The organism is Gemmobacter nanjingensis (genome assembly GCF_014652195.1).
Lineage (GTDB): Bacteria > Pseudomonadota > Alphaproteobacteria > Rhodobacterales > Rhodobacteraceae > Gemmobacter > Gemmobacter caeni.
Map to the genome: position 1 here is coordinate 669,919 of NZ_BMYI01000001.1, position 19,459 is coordinate 689,377.

Consider the following 19,459-nt stretch of genomic DNA (forward strand, 5'->3'; position numbering starts at 1 on the left):
GAGGCACCCCGGCGCAGCCGGAAGATGAAAAGGTTTGCGCGGCCCCGCAGGGCCGCGCTCCGCCTGACCGGCGTTTCAGGCGTGACGGGCGCGGTGGCCGATCTGGTAGTAATGGCCGGTCCGGGTGTCCAGATAGGGCTTCAGCGGGATGTCCTCCTGCTTCAGGAAGCCCTGTTGCGGCAGGGCGCCGCCGCGCACCATCTCGATCACCGCAACGACCGAGGCCGAGGTGGTCCAGGCGATCGCGGTGCGGGACTTGCCGCCAATCTCGACCGGATAGTAGCTGCGCACGAATTCCTTGCGACGCATCTGGCCATCCACCCGGCCCTCGGCGGCGACGTGAACATAGACCACATCCTCGTCCACCGGCGGTTTCGCATTGGTCAGGATGCGCCCGGCTTCTGCACGGTTCTCGCGCATCAGAAGCTCGTGGAAGAAGAAGTTCATCAGCTGCACATGGCCCGGATAGCGCATGGTCTTGTAATCAAGGTTCTCGATCTTGCCGAGATAGGTTTCGCACATGGTGCCAAGGCCGCCCGAGGTGGTGAAGGCTTCAAGCTGCATCCCGTCGATATAGATGGCTTCCGTCCACTCCATCGCGGAGACGGTTTTCAGCACGCCTTCCTCGATCACTTCGCAGTCATTGAGGTATTCATTCACCACGCCTTCGGGCGACCAGTTGAAGGCATAGCCCAGCAGGCCCGTCGGGTTCTGCGGCAGCGCGCCGACGCGCAGCTTGATGGAGCGCACGCTGTCGAACTGGTTCGCCAGATCGGCGGCCACGATCCCGACGAAGCCCGGCGCAAGGCCACATTGCGGCGCCATCAGACCCTTCGAGGTCTTGGCGAGTTCGCGGATGTGTTTCGTCGTCGGCACGTCTTCGGTCAGGTCGAAGTAATGCAGGCCCAGGCCATGTGCGACGGTCGAGACGCCAATGTTCAGGTGGTAAGGCAGGCAGGACAGCACCGCCTCCTGCCCTTCCAGTGCGGCTTTCAGCGCAGCGGTATCCGACAGGTCGACGGTTTTCGTCGCAAAGCCCGCCTTCGTGTCGCGGGCGTCGATGCCGGTGACGGTGAAGCCGCTTTCCACCAGCAGCTCGGCCGCCAGATGGCCGACCTTGCCAAGCCCCAGTACCGCGATCTTGTTGAAAGACATTGTATTTACCTCATTCCTGCTCCGCCTTTGCGGAGGCGCATATCTGGCAGAATGACCGAGGGGAGTGCCGAATGCGCCCGGCATAGCGCCCGAAGTGAAGCGTTTCTTCGGCAGAATGCCGGGCGGACCGTCGAAATGACAGCCCGCCCGATGTGATCAGAAGTCGAACTTCACGCCCTGCGCCAGCGGCAGGGTGGCACCGTAGTTGATGGTATTGGTCTGGCGGCGCATATAGCCCTTCCAGGCGTCCGAGCCACTTTCGCGCCCGCCGCCGGTTTCCTTCTCGCCGCCAAAGGCACCGCCGATTTCGGCGCCCGAAGGGCCGATATTGACATTGGCGATGCCGCAATCCGACCCGGCGGCCGACAGGAAGGTTTCCGCCTCGCGCATGTTCAGCGTGAAGATGCAGGACGACAGGCCCTGCGGCACGTCGTTCTGGATCGCCAGCGCCTCGTCCAGCGTGTCATAGCCCATGACATAGAGGATCGGGGCGAAGGTTTCCTCGCGCACGGTGTCGGTCTGTTGCGGCATCTCGATCAAGGCGGGGGTGACGTAGGCGCCGCCCTGCGGCACGTCCTCGGTCACGGTCTGGCCGCCATGGACGGTGCCACCCTCGGCGCGGGCCTTCTCGATCTGCGCCAGCATCCGGTCGCGGCTGGCATGATCGACCAGCGGGCCGATCAGCGTGGTCGCGCGGCGCGGGTCGCCGATGGGCAGGCTGGCATAGGCCTTGGTCAGACGCTCAACCAGTTCGGCACGGACCGAGTTATGTGCGATCAGGCGGCGCAGCGTGGTGCAGCGCTGACCGGCCGTGCCAACCGCCGAAAAGGCGATGGCGCGCACCGCCATATCCAGATCCGCTGAAGGCGCGACGATCATCGCATTGTTGCCGCCAAGCTCCAGAATCGGGCGGCCCCAGCGCGCGGCGACCTTCGGGCCAACGATGCCGCCCATCCGGGTCGAGCCGGTGGCTGACAGGATCGGCACGTCTTTCGACGCAACAAGCGCCTCGCCGATGGCCGGGCCGCCGATCACCAGTTGCACCAGCCCCTCGGGTGCATCGCCAAAGCGGGCCAGCGCGCGTTCCATGATCTTCATGCTGGCCATGGCGGTCAGCGGGGTTTTCTCGGACGGTTTCCAGATCACCGGGTCGCCGCAGACCAGCGCCAGCGCCGCGTTCCAGGACCACACGGCCACGGGGAAGTTGAAGGCCGAGATGATGCCGCAAGGCCCCATCGGGTGCCAGGTTTCCATCATCCGGTGCGAGGGACGTTCCGACGCGATGGTCAGACCGTAGATCTGCCGCGACAGGCCGACGGCGAAATCGCAGATGTCGATCATCTCCTGCACTTCGCCCAGACCCTCGGAGGTGATCTTGCCCGCCTCCAGCGTCACCAGCGCGCCCAGCGCCTCTTTGCTGGCGCGCAGTTCTTCGCCCAGCAGGCGGACGAGTTCGCCGCGGCGCGGGGCCGGAACGGTGCGCCAGGCACGGAAGGCTTCCTGCGATTTGGCAATGATCGCGGGCATGTCACCCGCGTCGGTCTCGTGGACATGAGCCACCACCTCGCCGTCGATGGGCGAACGCACGGCCAGCGTGCCGCCGGTCAGTTCGGCTTGGCTCAGGCCATTGGCCTTCAGGATTTCGGCATGGGTCATATCAGTCTCCCTTGGTGACCTGACGGCGTTGATCCTCCATCCCCATCGAAACCAGAAGGGGATCGGCGGATTGCCGCGATTGGAAATCGGATTTGCTGCGCATCCCGCGCCAGTCCGCGAGGATGAGCGATTGCGCCACCGCGCCGCCCAATGTGGTGCCGGGGCCGGTGACGATGAAGAGGTCGGGCGCGAATTCGCGCGCCGCGTGGGCGATGGCGCGGGTGAAGTCGTAAGGCTCCACCACCTGATGCCCCAGCGTATAATCCCACAGCGCATGCAGATCGCAGGCGCCGGGCCACCAGATATGGCCGCGCCCGTCGATCATCGGGATCTTCGGTTGTGCGAACAGGCCCGGCGCCAGACGGGCGCGCCCCGCCTCGGCCACCGGGGCCTGCATGGCGGTGTGGAAGCCCGCGTGATTGGCGAGCCGCATCGGAAAGCGGCCCTGTACCGGCGGTTCGGCAGCTTCGAACGCCTTCAGCCCCGCCTCGTTGCCAGCCAGAACCAACATGCCGCCAAGATCGATCGACAGGCCCAGCACATGATCGGGCCGGGCGCCGATACCTGCGACGACGGCCATGATCTCGGCCTTTCGGGTCGGGTCGGGCAGCCAGTCCTCGCCCATGAAGGGATAGATGATCTGGCCGCCGATCAGCCGTTCCTGCATCAGCGTGCCCATGGTGTTGACCACCTCGAACCCGCCTTCCGGCGTCAGCGCGCCGCCGCAGGCCAGCGCCGAATACCAGCCCATCGAATTGCCGGTGACGGCGACCACCTCCACGCCTTCAATCGCGCGAAAATCGGCCAGCGTCGCGGCATAGATCAGCGCGCTGGCATTGTCGCCCCGCGTGTGCTTCGCCACTGAATAGCCGGCGGCGCCATCCAGCGCCGACAGGGTTTCCTGTCCCAGCGCGGCGCGGCGGGCGTCGAAATTCGCCAGCAGCGCCTTGTCGTGGAAATGCCGGCCCAGCACGCCCAGTTCAGTCTTGGTATAGGTGCCCCGTCCGGGGCAGATCACGACCGCGGTTTTCATTTCATCATCTCCTGCGCGGCCGCGACGATCAGCGCGGTGGAGGGCATGGTGGCCGCATAGGCCGGGCCGGTGGCGATGAAACTGTCCTCGGCGGTCAGACGCGACAGCGGCGTGCCGGGGCAAGCCTCGTGGAAATGCGCCATCAGGGCTTCGGCAAAGCCGCCGGTATGGCGGGTTTCATCGACGATCAGGATGCGTTTCGCGCCCTTCACGGCCTCCGTCAGCGCCTCTTTCGGCAGCGGTGACAGCCAGCGCGTATCCACGATCCGGGTTTTGATACCCGCCGCCGCCAGCACGGGTTCGGCCTGACGGGAAAGGTAAACCCCGTTCCCGAAGGTGACGATGGCCAGATCCTCGCCCGCGCCATGTGTGCCCACCTGCCCGAAGGGGATGATCTCGGACGGGTCGGGATAGCGGCACATCCAGCCGCCATCCTTGTCGCCATGCAGGTCGCGCATCGGATAGAGCGCGATGGGTTCCAGAAACACCACCAGCCGCTGCTCCTCGCGCGCCAGCCGCACGCATTCTCGCAGCATCCGCGCAGCATCGGCCCCGTTCGACGGGCAGGCCAGGATCAGCCCCGGAATGTCACGCAGCACCGCGAAGGAGTTGTCGTTGTGGAAATGCCCGCCGAAGCCCTTCTGATAGCCCAGCCCCGCGATGCGCAGCACCATCGGATTGGTATATTGTCCGTTCGAGAAGAAGGGCAGCGTCGCCGCCTCGCCGCGCAACTGATCCTCGGCATTATGCAGATAGGCGAGGAACTGGATTTCCGGCATCGGGATGAAGCCGTTCTGTGCCATGCCGATGGCAAGGCCCAGAATGCTTTGTTCATCCAGCAGCGTGTCGATCATGCGGTCCGGCCCGAAGCGGGCCTGCAACTTCTGCGTCACGCCATAGACGCCACCCTTGCGACCGACATCCTCGCCCATCATCACGATTTCGCGGTGGGCCAGCATCAGGTCGGTCAGCGCCCAGTTGATGAGGCGCGACATGATCTGCGGCTCGGCCATCTGCTTCATGTCGCTGCCGAAAGCCGCCGCACGCGCCTCGGACGAGGGCCCGTTGGTCGGCGCGCAATTGCGCTTCGGCGGGATCAGCGAAGCCATGACACCCGCCGCATCATGCAGACGCGGGCGCGTCACGGCCTCGGCGGCGATGCGGGCCACACGGGCATTGGTGTCGGTATAGACCTGCAAGGCAGCCTCGGCCGTCATCGCGCCCATCTGGTCAAGCCCGCGCACCATATGCAGCAGCGGGTCCTGCGCCTCTTCGGCCTCCACCTCCTCGCGCGGCATGTAGGTCGTGGGCATGTCGGCACCGGCGTGGCCGTAAAGCCGGATGGTGCGGACATGCAGGAAGGCGGGCTTGCGCCGGGTCCGCACATAATGTGCCGCCTCCTGCGCGGTGGCGAAAGTGTCAAAGATGTCCAGCCCGTCACAGGCGAAATACTTCAGCCCCGGACGGTTCTGGAAGCTCGCCCCGATCCAGCCTTTCGGCGTCTTGGTGGAAATACCGATGCCATTGTCCTCGCAGCAGAACAGCAGCGGCAGCGGGATCGACTGATACGAGGTCCATTGCGCGGTGTTGAAAGCACCCTGCGCGGTGGAATGGTTGGCCGAGGCATCACCAAAGCTGCAATAGACGATAGCATCGTCGGGCAGTTCGGCATGTTCGGGACGGTGGCGCCGCGCGGCGCCGACCGCATAAGCCGCGCCCACGGCCTTCGGCAGATGCGAGGCGATGGTGGAGGTCTGCGGCGGAATGCTCAGCGCCTTCGACCCCAGCACCTTGTGCCGCCCGCCGGAAATCGGGTCTTCGCTGGAGGCCGCGAAGGACAGCAGCATGTCCCAGGCAATGCTTTGCCCCGGCACCTGCGCGCTTCGGCCGATCTGGAAGGCCGCGTCGCGGTAATGCAGGAAAGCCATGTCGGTCGGGCGCAGCGCGGCAGCCACCGCCGCCAGCCCCTCATGCCCGGACGAGCCGATGGTGTAGAACCCCTGCCCGGCCCGCTGCATCACCCGGCTTTGCCGGTCCAGCGCCCGGCTCAGACAGGCGGCGCGGTAGATTTCCACCGCCTGAAACGCCGAAAGCGCCCCCGAAGGAGCGCGGCCATGCGGAAAGTCCCGCGACGCGATGCGGCGCAGGAAATTGTCGTGAACGATATCGGCGCGATCCATGCCGGCCCCTGTTGTTGATAATTGGCCGGGGCGCGCGCCGCGGATCGGCGCGCGCCCCGACGTCGTCTCAGAAGAATGCTTGCAGGCCGGTGACAGCGCGGCCCAGGATCAGGGCATGCACGTCATGGGTGCCTTCGTAGGTGTTCACCGTTTCCAGGTTCACCATATGGCGGATGACCTGGAATTCCTGCTGGATGCCGTTGCCGCCGTGCATGTCGCGGGCCCAGCGGGCGATATCCAGTGCCTTGCCGCAGTTGTTGCGCTTGACGATGGAAATCATCTCGGGCGCAGCATTGGCCTCGTCCAGCAGACGGCCGACGCGCAGCGAGGCTTGCAGGCCAAGGCTGATCTCGGTCAGCATGTTCGCAAGCTTCAGCTGGTAAAGCTGCGTTCCGGCAATGGGCTTGTTGAACTGCTTGCGGTCCAGGCCATATTGGCGGGCCGCCGACAGGCAGAACTCGGCCGCGCCCAGCACGCCCCACGAGATGCCATAGCGGGCGCGGTTCAGACAGCCGAACGGCCCTTTCAGCCCCTCGACGCCCGGCAGCAGCGCATCTTCGCCGACCTCGACATCCTTCATCACGATCTCGCCGGTCACCGAAGCGCGGAGGGAGAGCTTTCCACCAATCTTCGGTGCCGAGAGACCTTTCATGCCTTTCTCAAGCACGAAACCCCGGATCTTGCCGCCATGCGCCTCGGATTTCGCCCAGACGACAAAGACATCGGCTATGGGTGCGTTGGAAATCCACATCTTCGCGCCGTTCAGGACATAGCCATTGGCGGTCTTGCGGGCGACGGTCTTCATCCCGGCCGGGTCGGAACCGGCATCGGGCTCGGTCAGGCCGAAGCAGCCGATATATTCGCCCGAGGCGAGCTTCGGCAGGTATTTCATGCGCTGCTCTTCCGAGCCGTAAGCGTAGATCGGATACATCACCAGCGACGACTGCACCGACATCATCGAACGGTAGCCCGAATCGACGCGCTCCACCTCGCGGGCCACCAGCCCGTACGAGACATAGGAGGCGCCAAGCCCGCCGTATTCCTCCGGCACGGTCACGCCCAGAAGGCCCATTTCGCCCATCTCGCGGAAGATGGCCGGATCGGTCTCTTCATCGGCGAAGGCCTTGATCACACGGGATTGCAGCTTGTCCTGCGCATAGGCGCGGGCTGCATCGCGCAGCATGCGCTCGTCCTCGGTCAGCTGGTCTTCCAGACGGAAAGCATCTTCCCAGTCGAAGCGGCCGAGGTCGGGGGCGTCTTTCGGTTTCAGGGCCATGTCTTTGCCTTTCGGGTGAAGCGATTGGGTATGTCTATAAGGGATTGTTCACCGACAGAATAACGATAGATTGACGTTATCCTATGCATGGAAAGCATACATGGCCACTCCTCGCCGCCTTTTGCCCTCGATCTCGCTGCTGATGGCCTTCGAATCCGTCATCCGCACCGGATCGACCCTTGCCGCCGCCCATGACCTTGCCCTGACGCAGGGCGCGGTAAGCCGCCTTGTGCAGAACCTTGAAGCACAGCTTGGCGTACAACTGTTCCGGCGTGAGGGGCGGCGGCTGGTGCCCACCGAAAATGCGCTGGCCTATGCGCGCGACGTGGCAAAGGCGATGGACCTGATCAGCCGCGCCTCGATGCGGGTGCGATCCACCACCGGGGGCGGCACGCTGGCGCTGTCGATCCTGCCGACCTTCGGTACGCGCTGGCTGGCGCCGCGGCTGCCGCGCTTTCTGGCGGCACATCCGGGGGTGACGATCAACCTTGGCACCCGGCTGCGGCCCTTCGATTTCGCGGAAGAAGGCTTTGACGCCGCCATCCATTTCGGGGATCGCACCTGGCCCGAGGCTGGCTTTGCGAAACTCTTCGACGAAAGGATGATCGCCTGCGCCGCGCCGGGCTTTCTGGCCAGCCACCCCATCGACAGCCCGCGCGACCTGATCGGCCTGCCGCTTTTGCAGCTGGAAACCCGGCCGAATGCTTGGGCCAGCTGGTTCTCGTTCCACGGCGTATCCGCCTCGATCCCGCTGGGGATGCTGTTCGATCAGTTCGCACCGATGATTCAATCGGCCATCTACGGCATGGGCGTGGCCCTGCTGCCCGAATTTCTGGCCAAGGCGGAACTGGCCGATGGCCGTCTGGTCGAGGCCTGGGGCGGGCCGGTGCCCAGCGTCGGCAGCTACTACCTCGTCTGGCCCGGCATCGGCGAAAACTACCCCCCGCTGGTCGCGTTCCGCGACTGGCTGATCCAGGAGGTTTCGGGCCGCGCGGCAGAAGAGCTTCTGGCGTGGTGAACGCGCCACGGATGCCAGATCCTTGCCGGACCGGATTTCCTTTCAACGACAATCGGCAGATACTCGCCCTGGTTGAATGGGGCGATCTTCATGGACGCATTGGCATATCTGGCGGCACTCGAAGCTCCGGCCTGGCTGTTGCCAGAAACGACAGATGGGCCCATCATCCCCAATGCCGCCGCCGAAGACATGTTCCCCGGCTTCACCCCCGCCACAGCGGCAGAGGTGATCGGGGCGGTGAACAGGCGGCTTGCCATCACCTGCTGGACCTTGCCCTTACAGCTGAACGACAGGCGCCGCTCAATCCTTGTCGCGCAATGCGGGCATGAGAACCGCGCGGGCATTGCCTTGCGTGCCGCCGGGCATGTGATGTTCGACTGGGACATGACAAGCGGCCGTCTGGACTGGTTTGCCCATGCCACGAAGGCGATGGGCTATGATACCACCCAATTCCCCGGCACGGTGCAGAACTGGCTGGGCCGCATCCACCCCGAGGATCGCCCGCGCATCGCCGCCGCCGTCCTGTCGCCCGTCCCCCCCGATCTGGAGACATGGGAGGAGGCCTATCGTTTTCTGCGCGCCGATGGCACGGCAGCCCATGTGATCGACCGGGGTTTCCTGTTGCGCGACGAGGCCGGGCAGGCCCGCCGCATGATCGGCACGATGATCGACGTCAGCGCCGTCCACGAGGCCGAGGCCCGGTTTCAGCTTGCCACCTCGGCCTCAACCGATGTGTTGTTCATCCACGATCTTGTCGAAGACAAGATCTGGTGGAGTGACGCGCTGTTCCGGCAATACGGCCATGCCGATGTGCCCGGCGTCGAAAAGACAGACTGGTGGCTGTCGCGCGTGCACCCCGAGGATGCGCCACGCCTGCGCGAACGCTTTGAAGCGGCCCGAACAGGAGCCGATGACCACTGGACCGAGGAATACCGCTTTTCCCGCGCCGACGGCAGCTATGTCTGGGTCGTCGACCGCGCACGGTTCCTGCGCGATGCCGACGGTCGCGCACTGCGCAGCGTCGGCTCGATGGTCGACATGACTGCGCTGCGCGAGGGGCAGGAACGCTTTCGCCTCGCGGCCGAGGCTTCGCAGGATGTGATCTATTCCTGGGAGCCGGAGACCGGCCGCACCTGGCGCAGCGAAAGCTACAGCCGCACCTTCGGGCTGGACCCGTTTGCCCCGGCATCCGGTCCGGGCAGCTGGCGCGCGGCGATCCACCCTGACGACCTGCCCCGTATCCTGCATCTGCGCGATACGGCGATCACGCGCGGGGATGACCGCTGGGAATATGCCTACCGGGTGATCCGGGGTGACGGATCGGTGGCGCATGTTATCGACCGCGCACTGGCCCAGCGCCGCCCGGATGGCCGGTTGCACCGGCTGATAGGCTCCATCGTCGATGTCACGCGCCTGCGCGAAGAGGGGGAACGCCTGCGCGCGGTGCTGCGGCTGGCCTCCGATGTCGTGTATGAAATTGACCTGCGCGCGGGCACCGTACTTTACAGCGAAGGCGCGGTGGCGATCTTCGGCGCCGAATGGGAAGGCGAGCAGCCGTCGCCCGGTATCTGGACACAGTCGCTGCATCCCGAGGATGCGCCGCAGGTTCTGCGCCAGTTCCGCACTTTCATCGCCGGACGGCGCGAGGACTGGCGCGCCGAATACAGGCTGCGCCGCTCGGACGGCAGCTATGCCCATGTCCGCGACCGTGCGCTGGCCCTGCGCGATGACGAGGGCGAGGCCTTTCGTATCGTGGGGGCAATCGAGGATATCACCGATGAGGTGGAGCTTGCCGCCAAGCTGCAACAGGCGCAGCGGCTGGAGGCCCTGGGCAAGCTGACCGGCGGGGTGGCGCATGATTTCAACAACCTGCTGTCGGTCATTCTGGCCAATGCCGAACTGCTGGCGGATACGGCTGAGGATGCCGAAACGCAGGCCCCGGCAGCGCAGGTCGTGCAGGCCGCCGAACGCGGCGCAGAACTGGTGCGCAGCCTGCTGGCCTTTGCCCGCCGTCAGCCGCTTGCCCCGCGCGCACTGGCCAGCGCCAGCGTTCTGACCGAATTGCGCTGCATGCTGACCCGTACCCTGCCCGCCTATATCCGGCTTTCGGTCGTCACACCCGATGACCTCTGGCCGGTCGAGGCAGATCCGACGCAATTGCAGACCGCGCTTCTGAACCTTGCTGTCAATGCCGGCGATGCGATGCCCGACGGCGGCGATCTCGTCATCGAGGCCGAAAACTGCGTGGTGGACAGCAGCTATGCCGCCGCCAATCCCGACGCGCAGACGGGCGAGTTTCTGCGGCTGTCGATCACCGATTCCGGCACAGGCATGCTGCCGGACGTCGCGGCGCGGGCTTTCGACCCCTTCTTTACCACCAAGCCCGTCGGGCGCGGCTCCGGGCTTGGTCTGTCGATGGTGCATGGTTTCGTCAGTCAGTCGGGCGGCCATGTCACGCTTTACAGTGAGGCGGGACAGGGCACCACCGTCCGGCTGTATCTGCCGCGCAGTCGCCAGGGATCAGAGGCCCATGTCGGCTCGCTCGCAGACCCGGCAGAGGCCATTCCCATGGGGGCCGGTCAGCATGTGGTCGTGGCCGAGGATGATCCCGCGCTTCGCCCGCATGTGGCGCGGCTGGTCGAAAGCCTTGGCTATCGCGTCACCGCTGTCGCGGATGGCGCCGCTGCGCTGGAGGCGATCCGCGCTGCCGGGGATGTGAGCCTGCTGTTCACCGATGTGGTGATGCCGGGTGAGATGAACGGGCTGGTGCTGGCCGAACGTGTGCTGGCCGATTTTCCGGGGCTGAAGATCCTGTTCACCTCGGGCTATTCGGAAAATGCGATCCTGCGGCGCGGCAGTCTCGTTTCCGGTGCAAGACTCCTGTCGAAGCCCTACCGGCGCCGCGACCTCGGGCTGCGGCTGCACGAGGCGCTGCATGGGGATGCAGCGCCCCGCCCCTGAAGGTTCATCAGCCCTTGCGGGCGGTGTAATGCATCGGCCCGCCACGCCAGCGCGGGAAGCCGTAGCCGTGGATTTCCACAAGGTCGATGTCGGACGGGCTGAGCGCGATACCCTCCGCAAGGATCGCCTCCCCCTCGGCGGCCATCTCACCGACAAGCCGTTCGGCAATGGCCGCATGATCCAGCGCCGGTCCGGCGGTGATGGCAGCCGCCAGCACCTCGGCCACCCTGGCCGATGCCTGCGGCTTGCGGTCGCCCGGCGCATAATCATACCAGCCACCGCCGGTTTTCTGCCCCTTGCGACCCGCGCGCACCAGCAGGTCGCCCAGCGTTTCCGGCACGTCCTGCCCTGCCGCCCGCGCGCCCTCGCGTTGCAGGAAGGCAATGTCGAGCCCGCCCAGATCCTGCGCCTCGAAAGGCCCCATAGCAAAACCGAAGCCGCGCATGGCCGCATCAACTTCGGCAATCGCCACGCCCTGCCGCACCAGCGCTTCGGCGGCAGCGCGATAGCGTTTGAGGATGCGGTTGCCGATAAAGCCCTCGCAGATGCCCGCCTGCACCGGAATCTTGCCCAGCGCCCGCGCCAGCGCAAAGCCGGTGGCCAGCGTTTCCGGCGCGGTCTCGGGTGTCGGCACGATTTCCAGCAGTTTCATCACATTGGCCGGGCTGAAGAAATGCAGCCCGATGAAGCGACCGGGGTTCGCAAGCCCTTCGGCAATCGCGCGCGGATCGAGGTAGGAGGTATTGGTCGCCAGCACCGCATCGGCCCGGCAATGGCGGGCAAGGTCGGCAAAGACCGCGCGTTTCACGCCGATCTCCTCGAATACCGCCTCGATCACCAGATCGGTGTCGGCAAGCGCAGCGTAATCGGTGGCGCCGGTGACGCCTGCCATACGCGCCGCCGCCTGTTCGGGCGTCAGCTTGCCGCGTTTGACCCCGCCGTCGAAGATGGTTTGCAGGTTGGCAAGCCCGCGCGCCAGCGCCTCGGCATCGCGCTCGATCAGCACGACCGGAAGGCCCGCATCGCGCAGTGCTGCGGCGATACCCGCCCCCATGGTCCCACCGCCGATCACCCCGGCATTGCGCAGGGGCAAGGGCTTGGCCTCGCCCAGATGCGCCGGTCGCGGCGCGGCACGTTCGGCGAAAAACACATGGCGCAGCGCGGCAGCCTGATCAGAGCCGCGCAGGTCAAGGAAGGTGGCACGTTCAAAGGCCAGCGCTTCGGCAAAGGGCGCCTGAACAGCCTTCTGCACGCAGGCAAGCGCGCTCAGCGGGGCGGCCTCGCCCTTCGCCCGCTTGGCAACCGCCGCCTGCTGTTCGGCCCAGAACGCCGCCGCCGGATCGGTGACAGGACGTTCCGAGGCGGGCAGCGGCAGCGGGGCCTCCAGCGCGGCTCGTGCGAAGGCGATGGCGCCTTCGCGCAGATCGCCGGACAGCACCGCATCAACCAGCCCCATCGCCTGCGCCTTCGCGGCCTTCACAGGCTTGCCGGTCGTCACCAGATCCACCGCCGCCGCAGCCCCTGCCACGCGCGGTGTGCGCACCGTGCCGGAAGCCCCCGGCACGATGCCCAGCCCCACTTCGGGCAGGCCGACCGAAGCACCATCCAGTGCCACCCGGAAGCGGCAGCCCAGTGCCACCTCGAACCCGCCGCCCAGCGCGCTGCCATGAATGGCGGCGACCCAGGGCTTCACCGCACCCTCGATCCGGTTCACCACATCGGGCAGATGCGGCTCGACCGGCGGCTTGCCGAATTCGCGCACATCGGCCCCGGCGATGAAGGTGCGGCCCGCGCAGATCAGCACCACCGCCCGCACATCCGGGTCGGCGTCCAGCGTGGCCACCGCATCCCACAGCCCCTGCCGCAGCGCCTGACCCAGCGCGTTGACCGGCGGATTGTCCACGGTGACGACGGCGATTTCGCCCTCGCGTTCGATGCTTACAACGCTCATCTCAGATCCCCAGATAGGCTTCGCGGATGCGCGGATCGGCGATCAGCTCGGCCGCCGTCCCGCTCATGGTGATATGCCCTGTTTCCATCACATAGCCACGATCCGCAATCTTCAAGGCACCGAAGGCATTCTGTTCGACCAGCAGGACAGTGACGTTCAGCGCCTTCAGACCCTTCACCACGTCAAAGATCTGCTGCACGACAATGGGCGCCAGACCCATCGAGGGTTCATCCAGCAGCAGGCAGGACGGCCGCCCCATCAGCGCCCGCGCCATGGCAAGCATCTGCTGCTGGCCACCTGACAGGCCACCCGCCGCCAGATTGCGCTTTTCCTTCAGGATCGGGAACATCTGGAAGGCGTCTTCCATGTCCTTTTCCACCCGGTCATCCGAGAACAGGAAGGCGCCAAGCCGCAGGTTTTCCTCCACCGTCAGATTGGTGAAGATCTGCCGCCCCTCGGGCGATTGCGCGAGACCGCGTTTCAGCCGCTTGTAGGCGGGCACCGGGGTCAGCGCCTCACCGCGAAAGGTGATGCTGCCGCCCGTGACCGGCTGCACGCCCGACAGGCAGCGCAGCAGCGTCGTCTTGCCCGCGCCATTGGCGCCGACCACGGTGACGATCTCGCCGCTGTCCACATGCAGGTCGATGCCATGCAGCACCTCGATGCGCCCGTAGCGCGAGCGCAGCCCTTCAACCGTCAGCATTCTCGGCCTCCGTTCCCAGATAGGCCGCGATCACCGCCGGGTCGCGGCTGACCGTGGCCGGGTCGCCCTCGGCGATCTTCTCGCCATGGTCCAGCACCACGATGTGACTGGAAATCCGCATGACCATCTTCATGTCATGCTCCACCAGCAGGATCGCCACGCCGGATTTGGCGACCTCCGCGATCAGGTGGTCGATCTCCTCGGTTTCCACGGCATTGCAGCCTGCGGCGGGTTCGTCCAGCAACAGAACCTTGGGGTTCAGCGCCAGCGCGCGCGCAATCTCCAGCCGTTTCAGCGCGCCGTAAGACAGGTTCCCCGCCTCGCGTTCGGCAGCGCGTTCCAGCCCCACCCGCGCCAGCAGCGCCCGCGCGCCTTCCTCGGCCGCCTTTGAGCGCCGCCGCGACGAAGGCAGGCCCAGAAGATCGGCCAGCACCGGCCCGCGTTCCTGCAGGTGATAGCCGGAAATCGCATTTTCCAGCACCGTCATGCTTTGAAAGATTTGCAGGTTCTGGAAGGTCCGGCTCATGCCGCGCCGGGCCAGAAGATCGGGGCGCATGCCCGTCACATCCTCGCCGTTCAGCACCACCTGTCCCGCGCCGGGCAGATAGACGCCCGAAATCATGTTGAACAGCGTGGTCTTCCCCGCACCGTTCGGCCCGATGACCGAGACGATCTCACCGGGATTGACCGAAAAGCTGACCTCGTTCACCGCGCGCAGGCCACCGAAGGTGATGCCAAGACCCTTGATGTCAAGAAGGCTCATTCCCCGGTCCCCCGCAGCTTGCGCAGGATCGAAGGCAGAAGCCCCTCCCGCAGGAAGATCATCACCAGCATCATCACCAGACCCAGCACCATCTGTTCGTATTCGGCGAAGACGGTCAGAACCTGCGGCAGCAGCGTCAGGATGCCCGCGCCGAAGATCGCGCCCAGCACCGAACCCGCGCCGCCCAGAACCGCCATGGTCACCATCTCGATCGAGTGCATGAAGCCCGCGACATCGGGGGTGATGAACTTGTTTTGCAGGGCCAGCAGCGAGCCGGAAACGGAGGCATAGACCGCCGAGATCACGAAGGCCTGGAGCTTCAGGCGGCTGACATCCACACCCACAGTGCGGGCGGCGATTTCAGACCCGTGCAGCGCACGCAGGGCGCGGCCGGTCGGGCTTTGATGCAGGTTCAGCGCGGCCCATGCGCCGAGGATCATCACGATGCCGCTGAAGAAATACCAGAACTCGCCGTTCGACAGGTTCAGGCCCCAGTCCTTCAGCACGCCGCGCAGGCCGAGGTCGGGCACGTCGATCCCGTCAGGGCCGCGCGTCAGCCAGCGTTCGTTGTTCAGCACCATGGAAATCAGGATGCCCATACCCAGCGAGGCAACACCCAGGTAATAGCCTTTCAGCCGCAGGATCGGGCGCCCGACCAGCCAGGCCAGCGCGGCGGACATCACCGCGCCCAGCACCACGGCCAGCGCGGGATGCAGGCCCAGATGCACCGGCGCCAATGCGCAGGCATAGCCGCCGATCCCGGCGAACCCGGCGTGGCCAAGGCTCACCTGTCCGGCATAGCCGGTCAGGATCACGATGCCGGTCACGGCAAGCCCATTGACGAAGATCAGGGCGCCCACGCGGTAGTAGTAGCCCGAAGGGAAGAAGAACGGAGTGATCGCCACAAGCGCGGCCAGCACCAGAAGGGTTGCGGTTTTCGGGGTCAGTTTCATGGCGTCACACCCGATCCGTGGATTTGCGGCCGAACAGGCCCTGCGGCATCAGGAACAGCACCGCGAGGATGACCACGAAAGCCGCCGCATCCTTGTATTGCGAACTCAGGTAGCCCGCCGTCATCGCCTCCAGGAGGCCCAGCAGCAGCCCGCCCGCCAGCGCGCCCTTAGGGTTGCCCATGCCGCCCAGCATGGCGGCGGCAAAGCCCTTCAGGGCCAGCGTCAGACCGACGTCATACGAGGTCAGCGTGATCGGCGTCACCAGAACACCTGCCAGGGCCCCGATGCCCGCCGACAGCGCAAAGGAAAGCGTCATCACGAAATTGGTGTTGATGCCCACAAGCTGCGCCGCCAGCCGGTTGTTCGAGGTCGCCAGCACTGCCCGCCCCAAGAGCGTTCGGGTGAAGAACAGCCAGAGCGCCACGAAAACCAGCACCGCCCCCGCGATGACCCACAGGCTTTGCGGCAGGATCGTCGCGCCCAGAATGCGGATCGGATCGTCCCCCGAAAAGGCCGGGAAAGTATGGATTTGCTTATCAAATACCAGTTGCGCCGCACCGCGAATGAAGATCGAGGCGCCGATGGTGATGATGATCAGCGACACGACCGGCGCGCCGCGCGCGGGCTCGATCGCCAGCCGGTTCAGCGCCACCCCCACGGCAGCGGTGCCGACGATGGCGACCAGCGCCGCCAGCGGCAGCGGCAGCCCCGCGGCATGGGCGAAAACCGTGGCCATGCCACCCAGCATGACAAACTCGCCCTGGGCGAAGTTCACCACATCCGAGGCGTTGTAGATGATCGTGAAGCCCAGCGCGACAAGCGCATAGACCGCGCCGACCGTCACCCCGGAAAAGAGGAATTGCAATAGTTCCGACATGCAGGAGGCTCTCCGGCTGGCAGGGATCGCGGGGCGGCCAAAGACCGCCCCGTCCCGTCAATGAAAGTCAGTCGAGGGATGCCCGACGCTGGATCACTCCACGATGGTCCAGTCGCCGTTCTTGATTTCCAGCATCTTGAACGCGGTCAGGTCGAGACCAAGGTGGTCTTCTGCCGTCATGTTCACGATACCGCCGGTGCCGACATAGCCGGTGGTGCCTTCGATGGCATCACGGATCGCGGCAGGCTCGCCCCCCGCCTTTTCCAGCGCGCCTTTCAGGATCATGAAGGCATCATAAGCGTGGCCGCCGAAGGTCGAAACCGGGGTGCCGGTCTTCTTCTCGAACCCGTCGCGATAGGCGGTCACGACCGCTTTCTGCGGGTCGCTGTCGGGCAGGATGTCTGCCACCAGAAGTGCAGCGGCAGGCAGGCGCACGCCTTCAGCCGCTTCCACCCCCGCGAGGTCGATGAAGCCTTTCGAGGCCACACCATGCGACTGATACAGCGGCAGGCCGACGGCAAGCTGCTTGTAGTTGCGCGTCACGATGGACGGGCCCTGACCGAAGCCGGGGTTCAGAACGGCCTGAATACCAGCGGTGTTCTTGATGTTGGTCAGTTGCGGCGTCATGTCGGCGTCTTTGGGATCGTAGGTTTCATCTGCCACGATCTCGATGCCGTAATCCCCCACCACGCCCTTGCACTGCGCCTGCATCGAGGCGCCGAAGCCGTCGGTGCCCGAGATCATGCCAATCTTGGTCACGCCGCGCTTCTGCATGTCCTCGAAGATCTTCTGGCAGGCCATGCGGTCAGTGTGCGGGGTCTTGAACACCCAGGCTTTCACCGGGTCAATGATGTCCACCGCACCTGCCAGCGAGATGAACGGGATTTCCGCATCTTCCGCCACCGGGATGATCGACATGGTGGTGCCCGTGGTGGTGCCGCCGATGATCGCGGCAACCTCATCATCTTCGACGAGGCGGGTGGCGAAGGTGCGCGCCTTGTTCGGGTCGCCGCCGTCGTCATACATCACGAGTTCCAGCATCTCGCCGTTGATGCCGCCTGCGGCATTCACTTCCTCGACGAGCATTTCCAGCGTCTTGGCTTCCGGATCGCCCAGGAAAGAGGCCGGGCCGGTGGCCGATAGCGTGGCACCGATCTTGATTTCGGCCTGCGCCGCCGGGGCAAGGCCCAGCGCCATCAGGGTGGCGATTGCGGTGGTGGTCAGTCTGTTCATGGGGTTCCTCCTCCCAAAGAAACGAGAAAACGGTCAGGTCGCCTGCCGCAGGGGGCGGCGCCACATCACGCGGGTGAAGCGGCTGGCGACAAAGGCGGTGTCGGTCAGGCTGGCATTGCCCGCCGGATTGCCGCCGGTGACATGGAAGTCACTGAAAGCGGCGGATTGATTGACGAAGATATTGCCGGTCAGGTTGATCGACAGATTCACCCCCGCGTCTGCGAAAGCCCGGATCGCACGGGCGATGCGCGGCTCATCGGTGTCGTAAAGCGCGGCGGTGATGGCACCCTTGCGGCGGGCGATCTCCGCCGCCGCCGTGATGCCCGCATCGGCATCCGCGACCGCGATCAGGAAGGCGACAGGGCCGAAGCATTCGCCGTCCTGCGGGCCGGGCTGGCCATCCTCGACCGCCAGCAGCAGGGGCGAGCGCAGGCGGCCTTCGCCCGCGCTGTCGCGCACCACCCTGCCCTGCCCGCGCAGGCCTTCCAGCCGGGCGGCGGTGGCCGGATTGGCCAGCGCGCCGGAGACGCCCGCCGCGCGGGCCGGATCGGCCAGCAGATCGTCAATGGCCCCGGCCAGCGCCGCCGCTACCGCGTCAAAGCTCTTATGCCCCTCGTCGGTGTCGATCCCACCTCTGGGAATATAGATGTTCTGCGGCGCCGTGCACATCTGCCCGGAATAAAGCGACAGCGAGAAGGCGAGGTTGGCGCACATGCCCGCGTAATCATCCGTCGCGGCGAGGGTGATGCTGTTCACCCCGGTTTCCTCGGTGAACAGTTGCGCCTGCCGGGCATTGTCGCGCAGCCAGCCGCCGAAAGTGGCCGACCCGGTATAGTCGATCAGCCGGATCGCCGGATCGCTGGCCAATGCTTTCGTGACCTCGGCCCCCGGTTCATCCACCGCAAGAAGCACGGCGTCAGCGGGCAGACCCGCCTCGGCCAGAACCTCGCGCGCCACCCGCACGGTCAGCGCCAGCGGCAGGATGGCGCCGGGATGCGGCTTCACGATCACCGGATTGCCGGTGGCGAGGCTGGCGAAGATGCCGGGATAGGAATTCCACGTCGGGAAGGTGTTGCAGCCGATGGTCAGCGCCAGCCCGCGCGGCACCAGCGTCCAGTGTTTCTCCAGCACCAAGGGCGCGGCCTTGCCCTGCGGTTTTTCCCAGATCGCATCACGGGCGAAGCGCGTCATCTCGGACCAGGCGACAGCGACCGCCTCCAGCCCGCGATCCTGCGCATGGGGGCCGCCCGCCTGAAACGCCATGGCGAAGGCCTGCCCGGTGGTGTGCATGGTGGCATTGCCCAGAAGAAAACTGATCCGATTCAGCCGGGTCAGGATTTCCAGACAGATCCCCACCCGCGCCTCCGGCCCCGCCTCGGCCAGCGCCGGGGCGGCCGCTTCAGCGGCGGCAATCAGGGCAGGCACGTCCGCCGCCGGATAGGTGATTCCCAAGGCGCCACCAAAGGGCGAAACCTCGGCCCCCGCCCGGCGCGATTCGGGGTGACCGGGCAGCGCGAAGGGTTGCCCCAGCAGCGCGGCATAGGCGGCCTCGCCATCCGCTTTCGCGGATTCTCCATAGATTTTACCGCTGGGCACCTCGGGGAACGGGGTCCAGAAGGCACGGCTCTGGACGGCCTTCACGGCATCGTCCAGCATCTCGCGGTGGCGATCGAACAGGGCGGTCATGGCATCCTCCTCCC

At 65.8% G+C, this 19,459-nt stretch carries 14 protein-coding genes; 2 read left to right on the top strand and 12 right to left on the bottom strand.

Annotation, left to right across the window (positions count from 1 at the left end; translation table 11 throughout):
- Window positions 1–75: 75 nt before the first annotated feature.
- From IE126_RS03455 to IE126_RS03475, 5 genes are all read right to left on the bottom strand, one after another.
- Entirely contained in the window at window positions 76–1,155 is a 1,080-nt protein-coding gene (locus IE126_RS03455) for a saccharopine dehydrogenase family protein (protein ID WP_108128191.1), read from the bottom strand.
- A gap of 156 nt (window positions 1,156–1,311) precedes the next feature.
- Entirely contained in the window at window positions 1,312–2,811 is a 1,500-nt protein-coding gene (gene amaB / locus IE126_RS03460; RefSeq protein WP_108128190.1) for an L-piperidine-6-carboxylate dehydrogenase, read from the bottom strand.
- Between the two features lies 1 nt (window position 2,812).
- Window positions 2,813–3,844 carry an ACP S-malonyltransferase gene (locus IE126_RS03465; protein WP_189380163.1) on the bottom strand — a complete coding sequence of 344 codons (1,032 nt, stop codon included), beginning with the start codon at window positions 3,842–3,844 and terminating at the stop codon, window positions 2,813–2,815.
- The gene (locus IE126_RS03470) at window positions 3,841–6,024 is read right to left on the bottom strand and encodes a thiamine pyrophosphate-dependent enzyme (RefSeq protein ID WP_189380164.1); all 2,184 of its coding nucleotides are present in this window, start codon (window positions 6,022–6,024) and stop codon (window positions 3,841–3,843) included. The genes IE126_RS03465 and IE126_RS03470 overlap by 4 nt, the downstream gene beginning before the upstream one ends.
- Window positions 6,025–6,091: 67 nt before the next feature.
- Entirely contained in the window at window positions 6,092–7,300 is a 1,209-nt protein-coding gene (locus IE126_RS03475; RefSeq protein WP_054302341.1) for an acyl-CoA dehydrogenase, read from the bottom strand.
- Window positions 7,301–7,400: 100 nt separating this feature from the next.
- Between IE126_RS03475 and IE126_RS03480 the strand changes: the two genes are divergently transcribed.
- The gene (locus IE126_RS03480) at window positions 7,401–8,318 is read left to right on the top strand and encodes a LysR family transcriptional regulator (protein ID WP_108128187.1); all 918 of its coding nucleotides are present in this window, start codon (window positions 7,401–7,403) and stop codon (window positions 8,316–8,318) included.
- Between the two features lie 90 nt (window positions 8,319–8,408).
- Window positions 8,409–11,279 (top strand): PAS domain-containing protein, encoded by a 2,871-nt coding sequence (locus tag IE126_RS03485; RefSeq protein WP_189380165.1) that lies wholly within the window; start codon window positions 8,409–8,411, stop codon window positions 11,277–11,279.
- 7 nt (window positions 11,280–11,286) lie between these two features.
- On the opposite strand, the gene IE126_RS03490 is transcribed toward IE126_RS03485, so the two are convergent.
- The 7 genes from IE126_RS03490 to paaN all read right to left on the bottom strand — a co-directional run bounded on the left by IE126_RS03490 (window position 11,287) and on the right by paaN (window position 19,445).
- Window positions 11,287–13,230, bottom strand: a complete 1,944-nt coding sequence (locus IE126_RS03490; protein WP_189380166.1) for a 3-hydroxyacyl-CoA dehydrogenase NAD-binding domain-containing protein — start codon at window positions 13,228–13,230, stop codon at window positions 11,287–11,289.
- A gap of 1 nt (window position 13,231) precedes the next feature.
- Window positions 13,232–13,933, bottom strand: a complete 702-nt coding sequence (locus tag IE126_RS03495; RefSeq protein ID WP_119134368.1) for an ABC transporter ATP-binding protein — start codon at window positions 13,931–13,933, stop codon at window positions 13,232–13,234.
- A complete protein-coding gene (locus tag IE126_RS03500; protein WP_054302346.1) occupies window positions 13,920–14,696 on the bottom strand; it encodes an ABC transporter ATP-binding protein in 777 nt (258 codons plus the stop codon). Before IE126_RS03500 ends, IE126_RS03495 begins: the two co-directional genes overlap by 14 nt.
- Entirely contained in the window at window positions 14,693–15,649 is a 957-nt protein-coding gene (locus IE126_RS03505) for a branched-chain amino acid ABC transporter permease (RefSeq protein ID WP_108128184.1), read from the bottom strand. Before IE126_RS03505 ends, IE126_RS03500 begins: the two co-directional genes overlap by 4 nt.
- Window positions 15,650–15,653: 4 nt before the next feature.
- Complete coding sequence (locus IE126_RS03510) at window positions 15,654–16,526, bottom strand: branched-chain amino acid ABC transporter permease (protein ID WP_054302348.1); 873 nt, start codon at window positions 16,524–16,526, stop codon at window positions 15,654–15,656.
- Window positions 16,527–16,619: 93 nt separating this feature from the next.
- On the bottom strand, window positions 16,620–17,759 hold the full coding sequence (locus IE126_RS03515; RefSeq protein WP_108128183.1) for an ABC transporter substrate-binding protein: 1,140 nt from the start codon (window positions 17,757–17,759) through the stop codon (window positions 16,620–16,622).
- 33 nt (window positions 17,760–17,792) lie between these two features.
- Window positions 17,793–19,445: a phenylacetic acid degradation protein PaaN gene (gene paaN / locus IE126_RS03520; protein ID WP_189380167.1), complete on the bottom strand. Its 1,653-nt coding sequence runs from the start codon at window positions 19,443–19,445 to the stop codon at window positions 17,793–17,795.
- Window positions 19,446–19,459: the final 14 nt, after the last annotated feature.

What these genes read in the sequence shown, in the direction of transcription:
- IE126_RS03455 (WP_108128191.1), bottom strand. Translation starts at nt 1,155, where the DNA reads ATGTCTTTCAACAAGATCGCGGTACTGGGGCTTGGCAAGGTCGGCCAT.
- amaB (WP_108128190.1), bottom strand. Translation starts at nt 2,811, where the DNA reads ATGACCCATGCCGAAATCCTGAAGGCCAATGGCCTGAGCCAAGCCGAA.
- IE126_RS03465 (WP_189380163.1), bottom strand. Translation starts at nt 3,844, where the DNA reads ATGAAAACCGCGGTCGTGATCTGCCCCGGACGGGGCACCTATACCAAG.
- IE126_RS03470 (WP_189380164.1), bottom strand. Translation starts at nt 6,024, where the DNA reads ATGGATCGCGCCGATATCGTTCACGACAATTTCCTGCGCCGCATCGCG.
- IE126_RS03475 (WP_054302341.1), bottom strand. Translation starts at nt 7,300, where the DNA reads ATGGCCCTGAAACCGAAAGACGCCCCCGACCTCGGCCGCTTCGACTGG.
- IE126_RS03480 (WP_108128187.1), top strand. Translation starts at nt 7,401, where the DNA reads ATGGCCACTCCTCGCCGCCTTTTGCCCTCGATCTCGCTGCTGATGGCC.
- IE126_RS03485 (WP_189380165.1), top strand. Translation starts at nt 8,409, where the DNA reads ATGGACGCATTGGCATATCTGGCGGCACTCGAAGCTCCGGCCTGGCTG.
- IE126_RS03490 (WP_189380166.1), bottom strand. Translation starts at nt 13,230, where the DNA reads ATGAGCGTTGTAAGCATCGAACGCGAGGGCGAAATCGCCGTCGTCACC.
- IE126_RS03495 (WP_119134368.1), bottom strand. Translation starts at nt 13,933, where the DNA reads ATGCTGACGGTTGAAGGGCTGCGCTCGCGCTACGGGCGCATCGAGGTG.
- IE126_RS03500 (WP_054302346.1), bottom strand. Translation starts at nt 14,696, where the DNA reads ATGAGCCTTCTTGACATCAAGGGTCTTGGCATCACCTTCGGTGGCCTG.
- IE126_RS03505 (WP_108128184.1), bottom strand. Translation starts at nt 15,649, where the DNA reads ATGAAACTGACCCCGAAAACCGCAACCCTTCTGGTGCTGGCCGCGCTT.
- IE126_RS03510 (WP_054302348.1), bottom strand. Translation starts at nt 16,526, where the DNA reads ATGTCGGAACTATTGCAATTCCTCTTTTCCGGGGTGACGGTCGGCGCG.
- IE126_RS03515 (WP_108128183.1), bottom strand. Translation starts at nt 17,759, where the DNA reads ATGAACAGACTGACCACCACCGCAATCGCCACCCTGATGGCGCTGGGC.
- paaN (WP_189380167.1), bottom strand. Translation starts at nt 19,445, where the DNA reads ATGACCGCCCTGTTCGATCGCCACCGCGAGATGCTGGACGATGCCGTG.